We start from the raw sequence: 20,139 nt of genomic DNA on the forward strand, positions 1-20,139 counted from the left end.
GCGCGCCCTTACGACTCAATGAGGACTCCCATGCGCTTTATCCGCATGCTGTTGTTGCCGGCACTGGCCCTGACCGCTGTTTCGGCTCACGCTGACCCGGCCTCTGTCGCCAGCCTGACTAACCTGCTGGACAAATCCAAGACACTGACGGCGCGCTTCTCCCAACTGACCCTGGATGCCGGCGGTACCCGTTTGCAGGAAACGGCAGGCGAAATGGCTGTGCAGCGTCCGGGGCTGTTCTACTGGCACACCGAAGGGAAGGCTGAGCAGACCATCGTTTCCGACGGCCAGAAGGTCACGTTGTGGGACCCGGATCTGGAACAGGCGACTATCAAGAAGCTCGACCCGCGCCTGAATCAGACGCCTGCGCTGTTGCTGTCGGGTGATGTGTCGAAGATTAACGACAGCTTCGACATCACCTCCAAGCAAACCAGCAACGTGATCGAATTCACCCTCAAGCCGAAGTCCAAGGACACGCTGTTTGACAGCCTGCACCTGTCTTTCGGTAACGGCGTGATCAATAACATGCGCCTGATCGACAGCGTCGGCCAACGCACCGATATCCTGTTCTCCGGGGTCAAGGCCAACGAGCCGGTGCCTGCTTCCAAGTTCAAGTTCGACATCCCTAAGGGTGCCGACGTGATCCAGGAATAAACCAGAGGTTTCAAACGCTGCCCATGGATCTGTTTCGAAGTGACCCGATTGCCCAACCCCTGGCCGCGCGTTTGCGTTCGACCAATCTGGATGAGTACGTCGGTCAGGAACACCTGCTCGCTCGCGGCAAGCCTTTGCGCGAAGCCCTGGAGCAGGGCGCGCTGCATTCGATGATTTTCTGGGGCCCGCCGGGCGTGGGTAAAACCACTCTGGCGCGGCTGCTGGCGAAAGTCTCGGATGCGCACTTCGAAACGGTTTCCGCGGTGCTGGCCGGGGTCAAGGAAATCCGCCAGGCGGTGGAAGTGGCCAAGCAGCAGGCTGGGCAATACGGTAAGCGCACCATCCTGTTTGTCGACGAAGTGCATCGCTTCAACAAGTCGCAGCAGGATGCGTTCCTGCCTTATGTCGAAGATGGCACGCTGATCTTTATCGGCGCCACTACCGAAAACCCGTCCTTCGAATTGAACAACGCCTTGCTATCGCGAGCGCGAGTGTATGTGCTCAAGAGCCTCGATGAAGCGGCGATGCAAAAGCTGCTGCACCGCGCGTTGAGTGAAGACAAGGGCCTGGGCAAGCGCCAACTGAGTGTCAGCGAAGAAGGCTTCAAGATCCTGCTCACCGCTGCCGATGGCGACGGTCGCCGTTTTCTCAACCTGCTGGAGAATGCGTCGGACCTGGCCGAGGATGGCAGCGAGATTGGCGTCGATCTGTTGCAAAGCCTGCTCGGCGACACTCGTCGTCGGTTCGACAAGGGCGGCGAAGCGTTCTACGACCAGATTTCGGCGCTGCACAAATCTGTGCGTGGCTCCAACCCTGACGGCGCGCTGTATTGGTTCGCGCGGATGATCGACGGCGGCTGCGACCCCTTGTACCTGGCGCGCCGCGTGGTACGCATGGCCAGCGAAGACATTGGCAACGCTGACCCGCGCGCCTTGAGCCTGTGTCTGGCGGCGTGGGACGTGCAGGAGCGGCTCGGCAGCCCGGAAGGTGAGTTGGCGGTGGCCCAGGCCATCACTTACTTGGCCTGCGCGCCGAAAAGCAACGCGGTGTACATGGGCTTCAAGGCGGCGCTACGTGCTGCCGCCGAGCACGGCTCCCTTGAAGTGCCGCTGCACCTGCGCAATGCGCCGACCAAATTGATGAAACAATTGGGCTACGGCGATGAATACCGCTATGCCCACGATGAGCCGGACGCCTATGCCGCCGGCGAAGACTACTTCCCAGATGAGCTTGAGCCATTGCCGCTCTACCAGCCGGTGCCCCGTGGCCTGGAGCTGAAAATCGGTGAAAAACTCAATCACCTGGCCCAACTCGATCGCCTCAGCCCCAAACAGCGGAGAAAGTAGTGCTCAAGACGATTCTTGCCGTGTCCGCAGCCGGCATCGCTGGTACATTATTGCGTTTCGCCACCGGTACTTGGGTGAGCGCCAACTGGCCTAAGCATTTTTATGCCGCAACCCTTGCGGTCAACCTTGTTGGCTGCTTGATCATTGGGTTGCTGTACGGCTGGTTTCTGTTGCGCCCGGAAATACCGATTGAAATTCGTGCCGGCTTGATCGTCGGCTTTGTAGGCGGTCTGACGACCTTTTCATCCTTTTCACTGGATACGCTGCGCTTGCTGGAAAGCGGGCAGGCCCTGGTCGCCTTCGGGTACCTTGGCATCAGCGTGTTCGGCGGGCTGCTCGCCACCTGGGCTGGCCTGTCCTTGACCAAACTTTGATAAACGAGAGACCGACATGCTCGATTCCAAACTGTTACGTAGCAACCTTCAGGACGTAGCGGACCGCCTGGCATCCCGTGGCTTTGCCTTGGATGTTGCGCGCATCGAAGCGCTGGAAGAACAGCGCAAGACCGTCCAGATCCGCACCGAAGCACTGCAGGCTGAGCGTAATGCGCGTTCCAAATCCATCGGTCAGGCCAAGCAGCGCGGCGAAGACATCGCGCCGCTGATGGCGGACGTCGAGCGTATGGGCACCGAGCTGTCCGACGGCAAGGTCGAGCTGGACAAGATCCAATCCGAGCTGGATTCGATCCTGCTGGGCATCCCCAACATTCCGCACGAGTCTGTGCCCGTTGGCGAAGACGAAGACGGCAACGTCGAAGTGCGCCGCTGGGGCACGCCAAAAGCCTTTGATTTCGAGATCAAGGACCACGTCGCCCTGGGCGAATTGACCGGTGGCCTGGATTTCGAAACCGCCGCCAAGATGTCCGGCGCGCGCTTTGCGTTGCTGCGCGGTCCGATTGCGCGCATGCACCGTGCCTTGGCGCAATTCATGATCAACCTGCACACCGGCGAGCACGGCTACGAAGAGGCCTACACCCCGTACCTGGTTCAAGGTCCGGCGCTGATGGGTACCAGCCAGTTGCCGAAGTTCGAAGAAGACCTGTTCAAGATCAGCCGCGATGGTGAAGCCGATCTGTACCTGATCCCGACTGCTGAAGTGTCGCTGACCAACATCGTCGCTGGCGAGATCCTCGATGCCAAGCAACTTCCACTCAAGTTCGTGGCCCACAGCCCGTGCTTCCGCAGTGAAGCCGGTGCATCGGGTCGTGACACCCGCGGCATGATCCGCCAGCACCAGTTCGACAAGGTCGAGATGGTGCAAGTGGTTGAGCCGTCGACCTCCATGGAAGCCCTGGAAGGCCTGACCGCCAACGCCGAACGCGTGCTGCAGCTGCTGGAGCTGCCGTACCGAGTGCTGGCTCTGTGCACCGGCGACATGGGTTTCAGCGCCGTGAAGACCTACGATCTGGAAGTGTGGGTGCCGAGCCAGGACAAGTACCGCGAGATCTCGTCGTGCTCCAACTGCGGTGATTTCCAGGCCCGTCGCATGCAGGCGCGTTTCCGTAACCCGGAAACCGGCAAGCCGGAACTGGTGCACACCCTCAACGGTTCGGGCCTGGCTGTAGGCCGTACACTGGTTGCCGTGCTGGAAAACTACCAGCAGGCTGACGGTTCGATCCGCGTACCTGAAGTGCTCAAGCCTTACATGGCGGGCGTTGAGGTCATCGGCTAAATGGAATTTCTGCCGCTGTTTCATAACCTGCGCGGCAGCCGTGTGTTGGTCGTTGGTGGCGGGGAGATTGCTTTGCGCAAATCCCGGCTGCTGGCCGACGCCGGTGCGGTGCTGCGGGTGGTTGCTCCCCAGATCGAAGACCAGTTGCGTGAATTGGTACTGGGCAGTGGCGGGGAACTGATTGTGCGCGGTTATCAGGAGGCCGACCTTGACGGTTGCACCCTGATCATCGCCGCCACCGACGACGAGCCACTGAATGCGCAAGTGTCCAGTGATGCCAAGCGTCGCTGTGTACCGGTCAATGTGGTGGACGCGCCGGCCTTGTGCAGTGTGATCTTCCCGGCAATTGTCGACCGTTCTCCCTTGGTGATTGCCGTCTCCAGCGGCGGCGATGCGCCGGTGCTGGCACGCTTGATCCGCGCCAAGCTGGAAACCTGGATTCCGTCCACCTACGGCCAGTTGGCGGGGCTAGCGGCGCGTTTTCGTGCCCAGGTCAAAGGCTTGTATCCGGATGTGCAGCAGCGTCGTGCGTTCTGGGAAGAAGTGTTCCAGGGCCCGATTGCCGACCGCCAGTTGGCTGGGCAGGGTGATGAGGCTGAGCGTCTACTGATTGAAAAGGTCAACGGCGCACCGCCGTATGCGCCGGGTGAGGTCTACCTGGTGGGTGCAGGCCCGGGCGATCCCGACCTGTTGACCTTCCGTGCGCTGCGTCTGATGCAGCAAGCGGACGTGGTGCTTTATGACCGCTTGGTCGCCCCGGCGATTCTTGACCTGTGCCGCCGCGATGCCGAACGTGTGTATGTCGGCAAGCGTCGCGCAGACCACGCTGTGCCGCAGGACCAGATCAACCAGCAACTGGTGGACCTGGCCAAGCAAGGCAAGCGCGTGCTGCGCCTCAAGGGTGGCGATCCGTTCATCTTCGGGCGTGGTGGTGAAGAGATCGAAGAACTGGCGGCCCATGGCATCCCGTTCCAGGTGGTACCAGGAATCACGGCGGCCAGCGGCTGCGCGGCCTATGCGGGTATTCCGCTGACCCACCGTGACTATGCGCAGTCAGTACGTTTTATCACCGGGCATTTGAAGAACGGGACGTCGGACCTGCCTTGGAGTGATCTCGTGGGGCCGTCGCAAACCCTAGTGTTCTACATGGGCTTGATTGGCTTGCCGATTATCTGCGAGCAACTGATCAAGCATGGCCGTGCTTCTGATACCCCGGCGGCGTTAATCCAGCAGGGCACCACCTCCAACCAGCGCGTGTTCACCGGCACGCTGGCGGACTTGCCACGCATGGTGGCGGAGCATGAAGTGCATGCGCCGACGCTGGTGATCGTGGGTGAGGTGGTAGTGTTGCGTGAGAAGCTGAAGTGGTTTGAAGGCGCCCAGTCTCAGGTCTGAGCCTTTTAAAAACATCGGGAGCAAGCCCCCTTCCATATTTTTACTGTATTCACAGTTCCAAATGTGGAAGGGGGCTTGCTCCCGATGAGGCCATCACACACAGCGCATTTCCTGAATCAGCGCCAGACGCCTTCGCCACTCAACCGCTGGCGATCGTGCCCAGCATCAAACCTCTGCAACGGCCCCTTTGGCACAATCCCCGTCGGGTTGATCGTGCGGTGACTGGCATAGTAGTGCCCCTTGATGTGCTCAAAATCCACCGTCTCGGCCACCCCCGGCCACTGAAACATCTCCCTCAGCCAATTCGACAGATTCGGATAATCCGCAATCCGCCGCAGATTGCATTTGAAGTGACTGTAATACACCGCATCAAAACGAATCAGCGTGGTGAACAACCGCACATCCGCTTCGGTCAGGTACTCGCCGGCCAGGTAGCGATGGTCGCCCAAGTGTTGTTCCAGATGGTCCAGTTCAGCAAACACATCATCAAACGCGCTTTCATACGCTTTTTGTGAGGTGGCAAAACCTGCGCGGTACACGCCATTGTTCACGGCCGGATAGATCCGCTCGTTCAGCTCATCGATGGTTGTACGTAGGGAGTCGGGATAGAAATCCAGGGTATTGCCAGTCAGTCCGTTGAAGGCGCTGTTGAACATGCGGATGATCTCCGCCGATTCATTGCTGACGATGCGTTTGAGCTTCTTGTCCCACAAGACCGGAACGGTCACGCGGCCGGTGTAGTCGGCTGTGTCGGCGGTGTAGCGTTGGTGCATAAATTCGAAATTATCCAGCTTATCGCCGGTCGAGCCGTGGGCCTTGTCGAAGGTCCAGCCGTTTTCCAGCATCAGCCAGCTGACTACGGACACATCGATCAGGCTTTCCAGGCCCTTGAGCTTGCGCATGATCAGCGTGCGGTGCGCCCATGGGCAGGCCAGGGACACATAGAGGTGATAACGACCGGCCTCGGCCTTAAAGCCGCCTTCGCCGCTCGGGCCAGGTTGGCCGTCGGCGGTCACCCAGTGGCGCCGCTGTGCCTGTTCCCGTTGGAAAGCGCCGTCTGCGCTACTTTCGTACCACTGGTCTTTCCAGTGTCCTTCGATCAGCAAACCCATGACTGGCTCCTTGGCTAATAAGCGTTGGAGCCCAGTCTAAAGGGATGAGTTCGAACTAAAAGCGCAAAGACTGCGGATGAATGATCGATTAAATCGATTTATCCCGTGCTTCCCAATATTGCTGCGCCAGTTCGAACGCCTGCTCCCGCGGGTGGCCAAGGCCGCGCAAGGCCAGGGCCATGGTGGCGATCAGCGCCAGCTGCGGGTAGCTGTCCTCTGCATCGCCGCGCCATACGGCCTTCAAGTGCTCAGGCTCCAGCGTTGCCGGCTTGACGTGGCGCTGGGCGGAGAGGGCGGGCCATTCTTCATCCCAGCTCTCGCCGCCGGTGGTGCCGTACAGGTGGCTGATAGTGTCGGGGTTGATCTCTATCTCGCCACCGTCGCCTTTCACCACAATCACGTTATCCCCGAGCAGCCCGCTGGCATCGCGGTGCACGCCCTGGTAGCCCGGATGAAAGATGCTTTGCAGGCCGCAACGGGCATTCAACGGGTTGAGCAGCCGCGCCAGCGAGTGGATCGGCGAGCGCAGGCCCAGGGTGTTGCGCAAATCGATCATGCGTTGCAGTTGTGGTGCCCAGTCGCCCAGCGGGATAAATGCGAGGTTTGCGTGCTCAAACGCCGTACCGACCTGTTGCCAGTTTCGGCACAGGGGAATGTGCAGGGTATCCAGCAGCTGCTCGGTGTACAGCCGGCCCGCCGTATGGGCGCCGCCGCCGTGTATCAGGATGCGCACACCGTTCTGCGCCAGGCATTTGGCTGCCAGCAGGAACCACGGCAGGTGGCGTTTCTTGCCGGCATAGGTGGGCCAGTCGACGTCGACATTCAGTGTGGGGGCATCCAGGCGCTCGCGCACGGCTTCGGTGAAACCGGCGAGTTCTTCCGGGCTTTCTTCCTTGTGCCGAAGCAGCATCAGGAAGGCGCCCAGTTGGGTGTCTTCGACTTTTTCGTCGAGCAACATGCCCATGGCTTCGCGGGCTTCTTCGCGGGTGAGGTTACGCGCGCCGCGCTTGCCTTTGCCCAGGATGCGTACGAATTGCGCAAATGGGTGCTCGGCAGGAGTTTGCAGGGTCAGCGGGGAGAAGTCGGTCATAAGCAATTCGTCGGCCGGGGCAGGCCCGCCAGCTTGGCGGCGAGTTTGGCGGGAGTGCCGTTGAACAATTGGTTGAGGTGCAGGCTGTTGCCTTTGTCCGGGCCTAGCTTCAAGGCGGTGTACTTGATCAGCGGGCGCGTGGCTGGGGACAGCTGGAATTCGGCGTAAAAGCCGCGCAACAGTTCGAGGATTTCCCAGTGCGCCGCAGTCAATACAAGGTTTTCGGCGGTGGCCAGGGCGTTGGCCACCTCGGTGGACCAGTCGTTCAGGTCGACGAGGTAGCCGTCCTTGTCCAGTTCGAGGCGGCGTTCGCCCACGGTCAGGGTGTTCATAGCCAGGTGTTGACCTTGTCGTAGTCGATCGACAGTTGCACGAAACCGGGATAGTCCACGCTGTCGGCCCAGTCCGGTAATGGCAGGTTGCGCGCCTGCATGTCTTCGGCCAGCACAAAGACCTTCACGCCCTTGGTTTGCAGGGCTGGGGCGTGCAGGCCGTAGGCGCCGTCGCCGCACAGCAGGATCGCGTCCTCGGCGCCGCAGATACGCAGGCAGCTGTCGAGGCGGCTATCGGTAAACGGGGAGTGAGACACCACGTGTAAAGTCGACATCAGAGGGTAATTACCTGGTCGTAACGGTCAATCAATTGGGAAATAGCGTCGTTGCTCAACGGTTGCGCTTCGGTTGGCGGCGTCAAGCCACGCACGGCCATGCTGTGGCGGCAGACAAACACATCATCGATGCCGAACAGCTCCAATGCCTGCAGGTTGGCACTGAGGTCCTTTTGTTGCACGGCCTTGGCGTTCTGGTGCGGCGCGAGCTGGAACACGCCGTCATCCATGAAAAGCAAGCCGATGGGCAGATCAAAGGCGCCACCCGCCAGCACGATATCCAGCGCTTCCCGTGCGCTCGGCCCGGACCACGGCGCCTGACGGCTGATCAGCAATAAGGATTTGGACATTTCACGGCCCTCCAAAACAGATCAGGCGGTCGGCATCCTGGATTGCATCATGCAATTGCCCCAGGCCTGACAGCGTCCACGGTGCATCCAGGTTCACTGCGCTGCGTTGATAGCGCGTGGCCTCTTCGCTGTTGAGCACGCCACGACGCAGGGCGGCGGCGATGCATACCACGCCGTCGAGCTGATGAGTGCTGACAAACTCACGCCATTGGCGGGCAATGTCCTGCTCATCTTGGGGCGCTACGAGGTTGTTGGACGCGCTGTAAACGCCATCCTGATAAAAAAACAACCGCACAATCTCATGCCCACCGGCCAACGCCGCCTGGGCGAAGAGCAAGGCGCGGCGCGAAGAGGGCGCGTGGGCGGCGGAATACAGGGCAATCGCGAACTTCATGGAACACTCGGCAAGCAAACGTAGGCCAATGATAAAGCCGCCGTCGCGAAAAAGCCCGCCGTGATCAAAACGGTCACTGTCGGTGATCGTTCTGACGATTGCCGGTAGGCGCAAGGCTGCCTAGTCTGTGGGCATTCGAACCGAAAGTGGAGTCCCCATGTCAGGTCCCTTGGCGTCCCTCAAAGTGCTGGATTTTTCCACCTTGCTGCCCGGCCCGTTTGCTTCGTTGATGCTGGCGGACATGGGCGCCGAGGTGCTGCGTATCGAATCGCCCACGCGCCTGGATATGCTGCGGGTCTTGCCGCCCCATGATCAGGGCACCTCGGCGAGCCATGCCTACCTCAATCGCAATAAACGCAGCCTGGCGCTGGACCTCAAGCAGGTCGAGGCCTTGGAGATTGTGCGGGCGCTGGTCAAAGACTACGACATCGTGCTCGAACAGTTTCGCCCCGGCGTGATGGAACGCTTGGGCCTGGGGTATGAGGCCTTGAAGGCGATTAATCCCCGGCTGATTTATGTGTCGATCACTGGGTATGGCCAGACCGGCCCGTATAAGGATCGCGCCGGCCACGATATCAACTACCTGGCACTGGCAGGCGTGGCCAGCTATACCGGGCGCCAGGACAGCGGGCCGCTGCCGTTGGGTGTGCAGTTGGCGGACGTGGGCGGGGGTTCGCTGCATGCGGTGGTGGGGTTGCTGGCGGCCGTTATCGCCCGCCAGCAAAGTGGCGTCGGGCAATACCTGGATGTAAGCATGACCGATTGCTCGTTCAGCTTGAATGCCATGGCTGGGGCGGGTTATCTCGCCTGTGGTGCGGAGCCGGAATGGGAAGGCCATGTGCTCAATGGCGGGAGTTTCTATGATTACTACCGCTCGCGCGATGGGCGCTGGATGTCGGTGGGCAGCCTGGAGCCGGCGTTTATGCAGCAATTGTGTGAAGCGTTGGGGCGCCCGGAGCTGGCCGCGCAGGGCTTGAAGCCAGAGCGGCAGCCGGCGCTTAAGAAGGCCTTGCAGGTGGAGTTCGAGAAGCGCAGTTTCGAGGAATTGCGCGAGCTGTTTGCCGGGGTGGATGCCTGCGTTGAACCTGTGCTGACGCTCAGCGAAGCCGTGGCCCATCCGCAGTTAAAGGCGCGGGCGCTGGTCAGCCAGGTGCCCAGGGGCGATGGCTCGAGCCAGGCGCAGATTGCCTGCCCGTTGAAATTTTCGGAAGGGTTGCCAGCGCCCCGGCACATTGGCGTCGCCGTGGGCGCGCACAGTGATGAAGTGTTGGCGGAGCTGGGCTTGAGCCCGCCGCGCATCAGCGAGCTGCGCAGCTCCAAGGTGATTATGTAGTGGCTGGGCGGACGCTGTCGGGAGCAAGCCTCCTCCCACATTCAGGCCTGTGAATACGATCAAAATGTGGGAGGGGGCTTGCTCCCGATGAGGCCTTTATTCCACCCGGGTTTCGCCGGTAAACACCAATGTCTGCCGACAGCGCCGACACAGATACCGCCGCCCCTGAGCCACCATGCCATGTCGCTGCGACGAAAACGGAAAGTCGCTGTCGGCACATGGGCAGCGGTAGATATAGCGGGTCACCTGGCGCCGCTGCACGGCATAGGTATGGCAACGGTCCGGCGGCAGTTCGTAGACCCCGCGCATGATCAACTGCCATTCCTCGCCATGGGGCTGGATGCGTTCACCAAACAATTGGTGGGCGATCAGGTGCGCCACCTCATGGGCCACGGTCTGCTTGAGGAAGTGCTGGCTGTTTTCTCGGTACAACTGTGGGTTAAAGCGCAGCAGGTTCTCGTGCAAATGCGCGACACCGGCTTTCTGGCCCCGCAGCTTGAGGCTGACCTGGGGGCGTTTGAAGCTTCGTTTGAAAAAGGATTCGGCTTGCAGGAAACAATCTTCGACGCGGGTATTGAGTTGCTCGGGCATGCTGTACATATCTCCAGAGATGCCCAGTATGCCGCAAAGCTGAGTGTTTCCGAATCTGTCAGGCGCCGAATGGTCATGCATAACGCACAAAGCCACCTTGCGGTGGCCTTGCCTACGGTTTCAGCGGTTCAGTTGGTATAGATCGGCCCTACGCCCAGGCCCCAGACGATCACCGTAAACGCCATGATCGCCACCAGCACCACCAGGCCTACGGCCAGTACCGAGCTGGAAAACAGGAAGCCCTCGTCCGGATCGATGTTCATGAACGTCGGCAGCCCCACATACAACAGGTACACCGTGTAGCAGATCGCCGCTGTGCCCACGACCATACCCAGCCACATGTGCGGGTAGAGCGCCGCCAGCCCGCCGATAAACAGCGGCGTCGCGGTGTAGGTCGCAAAGGCCACGCAGCGCGCCATGCTGGGGTTGGCGTCGTAGGTACGGGCCATCCAATGAATGAACGCGCCCATCACCGCCACGCCGCCAAGCATGGCTGCGTACGACATGATGGTCATCCACAACGCACTTTCCTGGGTCAGCATCACCGGCGCGCGATTGCCGATGACCCAGCCCACCTGGGTGGTGCCGATAAACGCTGATATTGCGGGAATTGCCGCGAGAATCAGGGTGTGAGTGAGGTACATGTGGCCGATGCTTTCTTCTTTATCGCCACGGATTTCCCGCCATTCCTGGTCGGGATGGGTAAACAGCCCCACGACGTGATGGATCATGCCAGTCACTCCTGTCGTTATTACCATCGCCCCCCAACGGAGCGCCCACGGGCCAATTGGCCTGAAAGGTCTGGATATAGATGTGCGACCTCACGTCGCAGTATAGGAAGGGATGACCGGAATAACTGTAGGGCCTTTAGAGCAAATCGCACTGTAAACAGTGGGCCTAATCGCAGATTGGAATGCGGGGCCACGTTGAATGTGTGGACTCGACATCGGTAAGATACCCGGCTTTTCGTCACACACCTCCAGCGGATCCAATCGCCATGGGCACTCTTACGGTCAACCAGAACAAACTGCAAAAACGCCTGCGTCGCCTGGCGGGTGAAGCAGTCGCCGATTTCAACATGATCGAGGATGGCGACAAGGTCATGGTCTGCCTCTCCGGCGGCAAAGACAGTTACACCCTGCTCGATGTGCTGCTGCACCTGCAAAAGGTCGCGCCGATCAAGTTCGACATCGTTGCCGTCAACATGGACCAGAAACAACCGGGGTTTCCCGAGCACGTGCTGCCGGCTTACCTGAAAACGCTGGGCGTCGAGTACCACATCGTCGAGAAAGACACCTATTCGGTGGTCAAGGAGTTGATCCCGGAAGGCAAGACCACCTGCTCGCTGTGCTCGCGCCTGCGCCGTGGCACGCTCTACACCTTTGCCGATGAAATCGGTGCGACCAAGATGGCATTGGGTCACCATCGCGACGACATCGTCGAAACCTTCTTCCTCAACATGTTCTTCAACGGCTCCCTCAAGGCCATGCCGCCCAAGCTGCGCTCCGATGACGGACGCAACGTGGTAATCCGTCCGCTGGCGTATTGCAACGAGAAAGACATCCAGGCCTACTCCGACTTCAAGCAATTCCCGATCATCCCGTGCAACCTGTGCGGCTCCCAGGAAAACCTGCAGCGCCAGGTGGTCAAGGAGATGCTGGTGGACTGGGAGCGCAAGACGCCGGGGCGCACCGAAAGCATCTTCCGCAGCTTGCAGAACGTGCAGCCGTCGCAGTTGGCCGACCGCAACCTGTTTGACTTCACCAACTTGAAAATCGACGAGACGGCCGCTTCGCGCTTCGTCAACGTAGTGAACCTCTGAAGCAGTTCAACGCTCTGAAAGACGGCGCTCAAGGGCGCCGTTTTCATTTCAATCCCCAGGAGAGGGCATGCGCGATTACAAGTGGCTGCACGAATATTGTCTGAACCGCTTTGGTTCAGCGGCTCAACTGGAAGCCCACCTGCCGGCACCCAAGACCCCGGCCCAATTGCGCAAGATCAGCGATGATCGCTACCTGTCGACCTTGGCGCTCCGGGTGTTTCGCGCCGGGTTGAAGCACAGTGTAGTGGACGCCAAGTGGCCGGCGTTTGAGCAGGTGTTCTTCGGCTTCGATCCGGAAAAAGTCGTGCTGATGGGCGCCGAGCACTTGGAACGCCTGATGCAGGACACGCGTATCATCCGTCACCTGGGCAAGCTCAAGAGCGTGCCGCGCAATGCGCAGATGATTCTGGATATTGAGCAAGAGAAGGGCAGCTTCGGCGCGTTTATCGCCGACTGGCCGGTGACGGATATCGTCGGGCTCTGGAAGTACCTGAGCAAGCACGGCCATCAGTTGGGCGGCCTGTCGGCGCCGCGATTCTTGCGGATGGTGGGCAAGGATACGTTTGTGCCGAGTGATGACGTAGTGGCTGCATTGAATGCGCAGAAGATCGTCGACAAGGCGCCGACCAGCCTGCGGGATCTGGCGACGGTTCAGGGCGCGTTCAACCAGTGGCATGCCGAGAGTGGGCGGCCGATGTGTCAGTTGTCGATGATGTTGGCTTACACCGTCAACCACTGACCCCAGTCGGCGCAAGTTCTTGTGTGGTGAGCTCGTTCGCCACACAAGCCGGATGCACTGCAAATCGTTGATCAGGCCTCAGCCAGCCGCCGATTCAACTGATGCCGCCACCGCACATAGAGCAGTGCGGTACAAAACACCGCCAGACTCGCCAGCATCTCAAGCACCCCGAACCACTGACGGTTCGGGTCATACGCCGCCAGCGCGCCCTTGATGAAATACAGGTTCACCGCAAAGCACATCCATGAATGCCCCCGCGCACTGCCGCTGATCATGCCCGGCGCCAGCAACAACAGCGGCACCAGCTCGATCAGCAGGATCACCCACGGGCGTGCGCCATGCAGGTCGGCGACGAACAGGTAATAAACGCACAGCAAACCCACTAGGCTAAAAAACGCCAGCAGGCTCAGCGCGCGTGCCACCTTGACCCGTGGCTCCAGCCACGCTTGGGGCGGCAGAACTTTAGGCTTTTTGGCCACGACCATTCTCCAGCAGCGTGGCGGTGGTGGCGAGGCGCAACCCCAGTGCCCGGCACAGGGTGATTTCATGTTGATCGAGCATGCGCTTGCCGTCCGGCCCGGAATGGTGGCTGGCGCCATATGGCGTACCGCCGCCCTGGGTGTCGAGCAATGCCTGTTCGCTGTAGGGCAGGCCGGTGATCAGCATGCCGTGGTGCAGCAGCGGTAGCAGCATTGACATCAGCGTGGTCTCCTGGCCGCCGTGCAGGCTGGCGGTGGAAGTGAACACGCCAGCCGGCTTGCCGACTAGCGCGCCGGTGAGCCACAGGTTGCTGGTGCCATCGAGGAAGTACTTGAGCGGCGCAGCCATGTTGCCGAAGCGCGTCGGGCTCCCCAGGGCCAGGCCTGAGCAGTTCTTCAGATCATCTAGATTGGCATACAGCGCGCCTTCGTCCGGAATGCTCGGCGCCACGGCTTCGCATTCGGTGGAGATCGCCGGCACCGTGCGCAAGCGCGCCTCCATGCCGCCTTGCTCAATGCCCCGGGCAATCTGCCGGGCCATTTCGCTGACCGAGCCGTTGCGGCTGTAATACAGCACCAACACGTACGGTGTGGTCACGGCAGAATCTCCAGCACGTTTTCTGGTGGGCGGCCGATGATGGCTTTGTCGGCGGTTTCCAGGATCGGACGCTCCATTAGCTTGGGGTGTTCGGCGATGGCGGCGATCAGATTGGCTTCGCTGAGGTTGGCGTCTGCCAGGTTGAGAGTTTTGTACTCGTCTTCGCCGGTACGCAGCAATTGACGGGCGCTGAGGCCCAGTTTGGCCAGCAAGGCCTTGATTTGCGACGCATCCAGCGGGGTTTCCAGGTAGCGCACCACGGTTGGGGTGAGACCGCGGGCTTCAAGCAGTTCGAGCGCACCGCGGGATTTCGAGCAGCGCGGGTTGTGATAAAGCGTCAGATCGGTCATGTGCGGGTCGCATCTTGCGTAAGGTGGCGGGTATTCTACCCGCGCTGCACCCCGTCCTTAAACCGTAAGAGGCGATAGGTCGCAGCCAACGTTCATTTTTGCGAAGGATTACCCCATGACACGTCGACTGATCGGTGCATTGGCGATCATTACAACCCTGCTGCTCAGCGGCTGCGGGAATGACTATGGCGTTGACCAGTACGGCCAGAAAGTCGCGGCCGAGCGCTTGGACAAGCAATGGCTGGTGGTCAACTACTGGGCAGAATGGTGTGGCCCGTGCCGCACGGAAATCCCTGAGCTCAATGCCTTGGCGGAACAGCTGAAAGGGCAGGGCGTGGGGGTGTTCGGGGTTAACTTCGACAATGTGCAGGGCGCAGAGCTGAAAGAGGCCAGCGACAAGCTGGGCATTAAATTCACCGTGCTGGCGCAAAACCCCGACGGGATCTTTGAGATTCCGCGCAGCGAGGCATTGCCGGTGACTTACATCATTGATGACAAGGGCAAGGTGCGTGAGCAGTTGATGGGCGAACAGACGGCGGAAGGGGTACTGGCCAAACTCAAGGCCTTGCGCGGTTAAAGCAACCACTCAAATCAAATGTGGGAGGGGGCTTGCCCCCGATTGCAGTGTTTCAGTCAATACATCCGTTGACTGTTACACCGCCATCGGGGTCAAGCCCTCTCCCACATTTTGACCGCGAGCAGCGTGATCAGCCTTCTTCCAGCCACAGGCGAATCGGCTTGCCTTCGGCCGGCCAGAAGCGGGTCTGCTCGATCGGCGAGATGTCCCAGCGTTGTACGCTTTGCAGGGCCTGGAAGAAGCGATGCTCCTGCTCCATCAAGGCCTCGGCGCAGAGCTTGCGGGTGCTGCCGATTTTGCCGAAGCTGAGCTTGTCGCCCTCGACCGTGTACGGCGCAAACCAGTGGTTGCAGCCGCCATTACCGTAGGCGCGGCCATCGGCGCCGAGGGTGACAGTCAGGTGTGCGTAGTCCATCAATGGCCGCTCACCAATCCACTCCACCACGTAACTGTGATCTTGCTTGAGCTTGACCGCATCACCGGCACAGCCGCTCAAGGCCACGCCGACGGCGGCGAGCAGAAGCAGGCCTTTCATTGCGCAGCCTTCTGGCATTTCGGGCAGCGGTGCTTGTCGCCTTCACTGGCCCAGCCCAACTCTTTGATGCGCGCGTTGGCGGCAGGCTGCAGCGGTTCTTTGGTCAGCTTGGTTTCTACCGCGAATTCAAACTCCAGCACGGTGTCGCAGCTGTCGCAGTTGACCTTCCAAGTGTGAATCTCCAACTCGCCGAATTTCGGCCCTTGAGCCATGGCGACCCATTGGCCCGCCGGGCGGATGGAGTAGCGCGCGTCACCTTCAACGGTCAGGCGCATCGACAGGGTTTTACTGCCGCGCAGGGTGACGATCAGGACATCGCCATGCTTGATCGAACCACCGTTGCCGGTGACTTGGTAACGGCCCGGCACTAGGGCTCGGCATTCGATCAGGGTGTGTTGCGGGCTCAGCAAGCTGAAGCGGAAATCGTGTTCGGCCATGGATCCTCCAAATAGGCGCGGCATCCTATCACGGGTGCCTGCTCATCATGAGCTTGCTATGTGACCGCTGATCATCCTTCGACGAGGTTCTGCGCCCGACCATCGGCCCATGCAGCAATGTTGGCAAGGGTAGTGCCGGCAATGGCCGCCAGGGCCTCGCGGGTAAGGAACGCCTGGTGTGCGGTGATGATCACGTTGGGGAAGGTCAGCAGGCGTGCGAGCACGTCGTCTTGCAGGGGCAAGTCCGAGCGGTCCTCAAAAAACAGCTGGGCTTCTTCTTCGTAGACATCCAGCCCCAAGTAGCCGAGTTGGCCGTCCTTGAGGGCTTCGATCAATGCCGGGGTATCCACCAGGCCGCCACGGCCAGTATTGATCAGCATCGCGCCGGGCTGCATGTGCGACAGGGAACGGGCGTTGATCAGGTGCTTGCTGTCAGCGGTCAGCGGGCAGTGCAGGCTGATGATCTGCGCCTGGGCCAGTAACTCGGGCAGGCTCACGTACTTCGCGCCCATTGCCTGCACCTGTTGATTGGGGAAGGGGTCGTAGGCGAGCAACTCACAGCCGAACCCGGCCATGATCCTGGCAAATGTCGCGCCGATCTGCCCAGTGCCGACAACACCGACAGTCTTGCCTACCAGATCGAAACCGGTAAGACCGTGCAAGCTGAAGTCACCCTCGCGGGTGCGGTTGTAGGCACGGTGCAGGCGGCGGTTGAGTGCGAGGATCAGCGCTACGGCGTGTTCGGCGACCGCATGGGGCGAGTAAGCAGGTACCCGTACGATCGTCAGGCCCAGACGCTTGGCGACGGCGAGGTCGACATGGTTGTAACCCGCCGAGCGCAGTGCAATCAGTCGGGTGCCGCCCTTGGCCAGGTGTTCCAGCACCGGGGCGCTGAGGTCGTCGTTGATAAAGGCGCAAACCACCTCGTGGTGTTCGGCCAGGGCCACGGTGTCGAGATTGAGTCGGGCCGGCTGGAATTGCAGTTCCAGCCCAGGTGGCAGTGGCTCGCCGAGGAAACTATCGCGGTCGTAGGTCTGGCTGCTGAAAAGAATCACGCGCATTGAAAAGCTCCCTGCAATTTGTCAGTGGGTCAGCGCCATGAAATAGGGTCAGACACTGACCCGTGCTTCGCTGGCCAGTCGCGCGATGGCCATGTCCAGTTCGTCCAGCGCGGTCATCGCCTTGGCATCGTCCTGCTTGAGCAGGGTTTCGGCGCGCTGGCAGGCGGCGCGCAGTTGCGGTACGCCACAGTAGCGGGTGGCGCCGTGCAAGCGGTGGACGCGTTCGATCAGCGCCAGGTTGTCCTTGGCGTCGCGGGCGATGTGAATGGCTTGGCGGTCGGCTTCCAGGGAGGCCAGCAGCATGGCAAGCATGTCAGCCGCCAGATCGGTTTTACCCGCGGCCAGGCGTAGGCCTTCCTCATGGTCCAGAACCGGCAACTGCACCCCTGGGCCCAGACCTTCAGTGACACGCTCAGGCACTTGGTTGCGCAAGGCCAGGCCGGTCCACTTCAACACCACTTGGGCCAGTTGTCTTTCGCTGATGGGTTTGGTCAGGTAATCGTCCATGCCGCTTTGCAGCAAGGCGCGTTTTTCGTTAGCCATGGCGTGGGCGGTAAGGGCGACCACTGGCAAGGGTGTGCCATGGCGCTCACTTTCCCACTGGCGGATCGCCTCGGTGCTCTGGCGCCCATCCATGCCAGGCATTTGTACGTCCATCAGCACCAGGTCGAAGGTGTCCTGTTTTACCGCGTCGACTGCGGCATAACCGCTTTCTACCGCACGTACCTGGGCGCCCATGTCCTCCAGCAACGTTTGCACCAAGAGCAGGTTTGCCGGGTTGTCGTCGACACACAGCACACGCGGCGCACGGCTGGACAGCGGCTCGCCCGGTTCGCTGCGCGACGGGCGCGGGCTGATCAGGTCGGAGAGGGCGCGGCGAAGCTTGCGGGTGCATGCCGGCTTGGCCTGCAACTGGCTGTTGGGGTTGGGCACCGACTGGTTGAACAGCATCTGTTCCGTGGTTGGGCACAGCACCAGCACTTTGCAACCCAGGCGTTCCAGGTCCCAAAGATGCTGGTTGAGGCGCTCGGGCGGGATGTCGTTGGCAGTGACGCCGAGCACCGCCAAGTCGATGGCTTGCTCGGTCTGATGGGCACTGGTGATGCCGTTGGTCAGGTTTTCCAGGCTATTGAACGGCGTGACTTCCAGGCCGCAGTCTTCCAGTTGATGTTGTAAGGCCTGACGCGCCAGTTCGTGGTTTTCCAGTACTGCCACGCGATGGCCCAGCAGCGGCGCGCAGGGCAGGTCTTCGATATCGTCGCGGGTTTTGGGCAGGTTCAGGCTGATCCAGAATTCCGACCCTTCGCCCGGCGTACTGTCGACGCCGATTTCACCGCCCATTTGCTCGATCAGTCGCTTGGAAATCACCAGGCCCAGCCCGGTGCCGCCCGGCTGGCGCGACAGAGAGTTATCGGCTTGGCTGAACGCCTGGAATAAAGCCCGCACATCCTGGCTGGACAGGCCGATACCGGTGTCCTGCACGCTGATGCGCAGTTGCACGCTGTCTTCCTGTTCCTCCTCGATCATCGCCCGGGCCACGATAGTGCCCTCGCGGGTGAACTTGATGGCGTTGCTGATCAGGTTGGTCAGGATCTGCTTAAGCCGCAGAGGGTCGCCCACCAGTGCCAGCGGCGTGTCGCGGTACACCAGGCTGACGAGCTCCAACTGCTTGGCATGGGCAGCGGGGGCGAGGATGGTGAGGGTGTCTTGCAGCAAATCCCGCAGGTTGAACGGGATGCTGTCGAGCACCAGCTTGCCGGCCTCAATCTTCGAGAAGTCGAGGATCTCGTTGATGATGCCCAACAGGTTGTCGGCGGATTTTTCGATAGTGCCCAGATAGTCCAACTGGCGCGGTGTGAGCTCGCTTTTTTGCAGCAGGTGGGTAAAACCGAGGATACCGTTGAGCGGTGTGCGGATTTCATGGCTCATATTGGCCAGGAACTCGGACTTGATACGGCTGGCCTCGAGTGCTTCTTTGCGGGCCAGGTCCAGCTCGATGTTCTGGATTTCGATGGTTTCCAGATTCTGGCGTACGTCTTCGGTGGCCTGGTCGATGCTGTGCTGCAGTTCTTCCTGGGCGTTTTGCAGGGTTTCGGCCATGCGGTTGACGCCTGAGGCGAGTTGGTCCAGTTCCTGGCTGCCCAAAGGAGGCAAGCGGGTTTCCAGATTGCCGTCCTTGAGCTGGGCCACTGCTTGCTTGATCAGGCCAATCGGCTCGTTGATCGTGCGGCTGATGCGCAGCGCCAGGGCTGCTGTGCAGATCAGGCCAATGGCGATCAACAGCAGGCTGGCGAACAGACTGCGATAGCCGCGCAGCAACATACCGTTGTGGGACAGTTCTACTTCGACCCAGCCCAAGAGGCGGTCGGCTTCATCGGGGATCAAGTCGCCGGCAAGGTTGCGATGGCGGCCAAACACCGGCAGCAGATAGCGCGTGGCGTCATTGTCGGTGCGTTGCAGCAGGTGAGAGCTGTTGCCGGCCGGCGGCTGGTTGAGCATGGTCGGGCCAGCGTGGGCGAGGGGCGTACGGTCCGGCGCAAGGAACGACACGGTGCGCACGTCCAGTTGTTCCAGGGATTGAGTGGCGATGCGCTCCAGCAGGTCAGTGTTCTTGCTGCTTAAAGCAGGAGCCACCAGAGGCGCCAATTGCTCGGTGATCATTTCGCCGCGCTGCAGCAATTGGGTCTGCAACTCCGAGAGTTGCATCCAGGTGAAGTAGCCCCCCAACAATAAGGCCATCAGGCTGGTCGGTAATAAGCTCAGCAACAGTACGCGGCCTTTTATCCCCATTCTTCTAAGCACGCCACTCTCCTGCTACCACACTGAAATCAATCTTCCGCGCCGGCATCCGGCCCGCGCCACCTGCGCAGTGTAGCCATTTGCACGGCCTGGAATCTCGCAAATTGTTGAGAGAGGGCAATCTTCGGCTCGTTTGGCCCCGTAGCGATTGCCTGCGCCAGGGTAATCTTGAATAATCGGCGATTGAGAATGACTTGCA

General features: G+C 60.6%; 24 protein-coding genes. 9 read left to right on the forward strand and 15 right to left on the reverse strand.

Features of this window, described 5'->3' with window-relative positions; genetic code table 11:
- Positions 1–30 precede the first annotated feature (30 nt).
- Genes lolA through cysG form a run of 5 tightly spaced genes read left to right on the forward strand, consistent with a single transcriptional unit; the run spans position 31 to position 5,066 of the window.
- On the forward strand, positions 31–654 hold the full coding sequence (gene lolA, locus AOA61_RS02180; protein ID WP_032889674.1) for an outer membrane lipoprotein chaperone LolA: 624 nt from the start codon (positions 31–33) through the stop codon (positions 652–654).
- A 23-nt stretch (positions 655–677) separates the two neighbouring features.
- Complete coding sequence (locus AOA61_RS02185) at positions 678–2,000, forward strand: replication-associated recombination protein A (RefSeq protein WP_032889673.1); 1,323 nt, start codon at positions 678–680, stop codon at positions 1,998–2,000.
- Positions 2,000–2,374: a fluoride efflux transporter CrcB gene (gene crcB, locus AOA61_RS02190; protein WP_032889672.1), complete on the forward strand. Its 375-nt coding sequence runs from the start codon at positions 2,000–2,002 to the stop codon at positions 2,372–2,374. The genes AOA61_RS02185 and crcB overlap by 1 nt, the downstream gene beginning before the upstream one ends.
- Before the next feature lie 16 nt (positions 2,375–2,390).
- Entirely contained in the window at positions 2,391–3,671 is a 1,281-nt protein-coding gene (gene serS / locus AOA61_RS02195) for a serine--tRNA ligase (protein WP_099601029.1), read from the forward strand.
- Positions 3,672–5,066: a siroheme synthase CysG gene (gene cysG / locus AOA61_RS02200; protein WP_032889670.1), complete on the forward strand. Its 1,395-nt coding sequence runs from the start codon at positions 3,672–3,674 to the stop codon at positions 5,064–5,066.
- Positions 5,067–5,182: 116 nt separating this feature from the next.
- Here cysG and AOA61_RS02205 read toward each other — a convergent pair whose 3' ends face one another.
- From AOA61_RS02205 to tusD, 6 genes are all read right to left on the reverse strand, one after another.
- Positions 5,183–6,178 carry a glutathione S-transferase family protein gene (locus AOA61_RS02205; RefSeq protein WP_099601030.1) on the reverse strand — a complete coding sequence of 332 codons (996 nt, stop codon included), beginning with the start codon at positions 6,176–6,178 and terminating at the stop codon, positions 5,183–5,185.
- Between the two features lie 88 nt (positions 6,179–6,266).
- Positions 6,267–7,268 carry a glycosyl transferase family protein gene (locus AOA61_RS02210; RefSeq protein WP_032889668.1) on the reverse strand — a complete coding sequence of 334 codons (1,002 nt, stop codon included), beginning with the start codon at positions 7,266–7,268 and terminating at the stop codon, positions 6,267–6,269.
- Positions 7,265–7,600, reverse strand: a complete 336-nt coding sequence (locus AOA61_RS02215) for a TusE/DsrC/DsvC family sulfur relay protein (protein WP_032889667.1) — start codon at positions 7,598–7,600, stop codon at positions 7,265–7,267. Before AOA61_RS02215 ends, AOA61_RS02210 begins: the two co-directional genes overlap by 4 nt.
- Entirely contained in the window at positions 7,597–7,875 is a 279-nt protein-coding gene (gene tusB, locus AOA61_RS02220) for a sulfurtransferase complex subunit TusB (RefSeq protein ID WP_032889666.1), read from the reverse strand. Before tusB ends, AOA61_RS02215 begins: the two co-directional genes overlap by 4 nt.
- On the reverse strand, positions 7,875–8,225 hold the full coding sequence (tusC, locus tag AOA61_RS02225; RefSeq protein ID WP_032889665.1) for a sulfurtransferase complex subunit TusC: 351 nt from the start codon (positions 8,223–8,225) through the stop codon (positions 7,875–7,877). Before tusC ends, tusB begins: the two co-directional genes overlap by 1 nt.
- 1 nt (position 8,226) lies before the next feature.
- Entirely contained in the window at positions 8,227–8,619 is a 393-nt protein-coding gene (gene tusD, locus AOA61_RS02230; RefSeq protein WP_032890039.1) for a sulfurtransferase complex subunit TusD, read from the reverse strand.
- Positions 8,620–8,776: 157 nt separating this feature from the next.
- Here tusD and AOA61_RS02235 point away from each other — a divergent pair, with 157 nt between their 5' ends.
- Positions 8,777–9,952 carry a CaiB/BaiF CoA-transferase family protein gene (locus tag AOA61_RS02235; protein ID WP_099601032.1) on the forward strand — a complete coding sequence of 392 codons (1,176 nt, stop codon included), beginning with the start codon at positions 8,777–8,779 and terminating at the stop codon, positions 9,950–9,952.
- 96 nt (positions 9,953–10,048) lie between these two features.
- Here AOA61_RS02235 and AOA61_RS02240 read toward each other — a convergent pair whose 3' ends face one another.
- Positions 10,049–10,543 carry a SprT family zinc-dependent metalloprotease gene (locus AOA61_RS02240; protein WP_032890037.1) on the reverse strand — a complete coding sequence of 165 codons (495 nt, stop codon included), beginning with the start codon at positions 10,541–10,543 and terminating at the stop codon, positions 10,049–10,051.
- 128 nt (positions 10,544–10,671) lie between these two features.
- Positions 10,672–11,274, reverse strand: a complete 603-nt coding sequence (locus AOA61_RS02245; protein WP_032889661.1) for a Yip1 family protein — start codon at positions 11,272–11,274, stop codon at positions 10,672–10,674.
- A gap of 266 nt (positions 11,275–11,540) precedes the next feature.
- Between AOA61_RS02245 and ttcA the strand changes: the two genes are divergently transcribed.
- Positions 11,541–12,365, forward strand: a complete 825-nt coding sequence (ttcA, locus tag AOA61_RS02250; RefSeq protein WP_099601034.1) for a tRNA 2-thiocytidine(32) synthetase TtcA — start codon at positions 11,541–11,543, stop codon at positions 12,363–12,365.
- A gap of 67 nt (positions 12,366–12,432) precedes the next feature.
- Positions 12,433–13,104: a DNA-3-methyladenine glycosylase I gene (locus tag AOA61_RS02255; RefSeq protein WP_099601035.1), complete on the forward strand. Its 672-nt coding sequence runs from the start codon at positions 12,433–12,435 to the stop codon at positions 13,102–13,104.
- A 71-nt stretch (positions 13,105–13,175) separates the two neighbouring features.
- Here the strand turns inward: AOA61_RS02255 and AOA61_RS02260 are convergent, their stop codons facing one another.
- From AOA61_RS02260 to arsC, 3 genes are read right to left on the reverse strand one after another with little or no spacing between them, the layout of a single operon-like run.
- Positions 13,176–13,583, reverse strand: coding sequence for a DUF2069 domain-containing protein (locus tag AOA61_RS02260; protein ID WP_032890035.1), 408 nt, complete (start codon positions 13,581–13,583; stop codon positions 13,176–13,178).
- Positions 13,567–14,181 carry an NAD(P)H:quinone oxidoreductase gene (gene wrbA / locus AOA61_RS02265; RefSeq protein ID WP_032889655.1) on the reverse strand — a complete coding sequence of 205 codons (615 nt, stop codon included), beginning with the start codon at positions 14,179–14,181 and terminating at the stop codon, positions 13,567–13,569. Before wrbA ends, AOA61_RS02260 begins: the two co-directional genes overlap by 17 nt.
- The gene (gene arsC / locus AOA61_RS02270; protein WP_099601036.1) at positions 14,178–14,531 is read right to left on the reverse strand and encodes an arsenate reductase (glutaredoxin); all 354 of its coding nucleotides are present in this window, start codon (positions 14,529–14,531) and stop codon (positions 14,178–14,180) included. The genes wrbA and arsC overlap by 4 nt, the downstream gene beginning before the upstream one ends.
- A gap of 115 nt (positions 14,532–14,646) precedes the next feature.
- On the opposite strand from arsC, the gene AOA61_RS02275 reads away from it, so the two are divergent.
- Positions 14,647–15,108, forward strand: a complete 462-nt coding sequence (locus AOA61_RS02275; RefSeq protein ID WP_032889653.1) for a TlpA disulfide reductase family protein — start codon at positions 14,647–14,649, stop codon at positions 15,106–15,108.
- Between the two features lie 130 nt (positions 15,109–15,238).
- Here the strand turns inward: AOA61_RS02275 and AOA61_RS02280 are convergent, their stop codons facing one another.
- The 4 genes from AOA61_RS02280 to AOA61_RS02295 all read right to left on the reverse strand — a co-directional run bounded on the left by AOA61_RS02280 (position 15,239) and on the right by AOA61_RS02295 (position 19,943).
- Entirely contained in the window at positions 15,239–15,643 is a 405-nt protein-coding gene (locus AOA61_RS02280) for an META domain-containing protein (protein ID WP_032889652.1), read from the reverse strand.
- Positions 15,640–16,080 carry a hypothetical protein gene (locus tag AOA61_RS02285; RefSeq protein ID WP_032889650.1) on the reverse strand — a complete coding sequence of 147 codons (441 nt, stop codon included), beginning with the start codon at positions 16,078–16,080 and terminating at the stop codon, positions 15,640–15,642. The genes AOA61_RS02280 and AOA61_RS02285 overlap by 4 nt, the downstream gene beginning before the upstream one ends.
- A 71-nt stretch (positions 16,081–16,151) precedes the next feature.
- Entirely contained in the window at positions 16,152–17,141 is a 990-nt protein-coding gene (locus tag AOA61_RS02290) for a 2-hydroxyacid dehydrogenase (RefSeq protein ID WP_099601038.1), read from the reverse strand.
- Positions 17,142–17,189: 48 nt separating this feature from the next.
- Positions 17,190–19,943: a response regulator gene (locus tag AOA61_RS02295; protein WP_032889648.1), complete on the reverse strand. Its 2,754-nt coding sequence runs from the start codon at positions 19,941–19,943 to the stop codon at positions 17,190–17,192.
- Positions 19,944–20,139: the final 196 nt, after the last annotated feature.

Source organism: Pseudomonas sp. 2995-1, from assembly GCF_002742505.1.
Classification (GTDB): Bacteria; Pseudomonadota; Gammaproteobacteria; order Pseudomonadales; family Pseudomonadaceae; genus Aquipseudomonas; species Aquipseudomonas sivasensis.

Coding starts and splice junctions, on each gene's coding strand:
- AOA61_RS02210 (WP_032889668.1), bottom strand. CDS start 7,268: ATGACCGACTTCTCCCCGCTGACCCTGCAAACTCCTGCCGAGCACCCA.
- AOA61_RS02290 (WP_099601038.1), bottom strand. CDS start 17,141: ATGCGCGTGATTCTTTTCAGCAGCCAGACCTACGACCGCGATAGTTTC.
- tusD (WP_032890039.1), bottom strand. CDS start 8,619: ATGAAGTTCGCGATTGCCCTGTATTCCGCCGCCCACGCGCCCTCTTCG.
- tusB (WP_032889666.1), bottom strand. CDS start 7,875: ATGTCGACTTTACACGTGGTGTCTCACTCCCCGTTTACCGATAGCCGC.
- serS (WP_099601029.1), top strand. CDS start 2,391: ATGCTCGATTCCAAACTGTTACGTAGCAACCTTCAGGACGTAGCGGAC.
- AOA61_RS02235 (WP_099601032.1), top strand. CDS start 8,777: ATGTCAGGTCCCTTGGCGTCCCTCAAAGTGCTGGATTTTTCCACCTTG.
- AOA61_RS02245 (WP_032889661.1), bottom strand. CDS start 11,274: ATGATCCATCACGTCGTGGGGCTGTTTACCCATCCCGACCAGGAATGG.
- cysG (WP_032889670.1), top strand. CDS start 3,672: ATGGAATTTCTGCCGCTGTTTCATAACCTGCGCGGCAGCCGTGTGTTG.
- AOA61_RS02280 (WP_032889652.1), bottom strand. CDS start 15,643: ATGAAAGGCCTGCTTCTGCTCGCCGCCGTCGGCGTGGCCTTGAGCGGC.
- AOA61_RS02205 (WP_099601030.1), bottom strand. CDS start 6,178: ATGGGTTTGCTGATCGAAGGACACTGGAAAGACCAGTGGTACGAAAGT.
- lolA (WP_032889674.1), top strand. CDS start 31: ATGCGCTTTATCCGCATGCTGTTGTTGCCGGCACTGGCCCTGACCGCT.
- arsC (WP_099601036.1), bottom strand. CDS start 14,531: ATGACCGATCTGACGCTTTATCACAACCCGCGCTGCTCGAAATCCCGC.
- AOA61_RS02275 (WP_032889653.1), top strand. CDS start 14,647: ATGACACGTCGACTGATCGGTGCATTGGCGATCATTACAACCCTGCTG.
- AOA61_RS02255 (WP_099601035.1), top strand. CDS start 12,433: ATGCGCGATTACAAGTGGCTGCACGAATATTGTCTGAACCGCTTTGGT.
- AOA61_RS02285 (WP_032889650.1), bottom strand. CDS start 16,080: ATGGCCGAACACGATTTCCGCTTCAGCTTGCTGAGCCCGCAACACACC.
- ttcA (WP_099601034.1), top strand. CDS start 11,541: ATGGGCACTCTTACGGTCAACCAGAACAAACTGCAAAAACGCCTGCGT.
- AOA61_RS02185 (WP_032889673.1), top strand. CDS start 678: ATGGATCTGTTTCGAAGTGACCCGATTGCCCAACCCCTGGCCGCGCGT.
- AOA61_RS02215 (WP_032889667.1), bottom strand. CDS start 7,600: ATGAACACCCTGACCGTGGGCGAACGCCGCCTCGAACTGGACAAGGAC.
- AOA61_RS02240 (WP_032890037.1), bottom strand. CDS start 10,543: ATGCCCGAGCAACTCAATACCCGCGTCGAAGATTGTTTCCTGCAAGCC.
- tusC (WP_032889665.1), bottom strand. CDS start 8,225: ATGTCCAAATCCTTATTGCTGATCAGCCGTCAGGCGCCGTGGTCCGGG.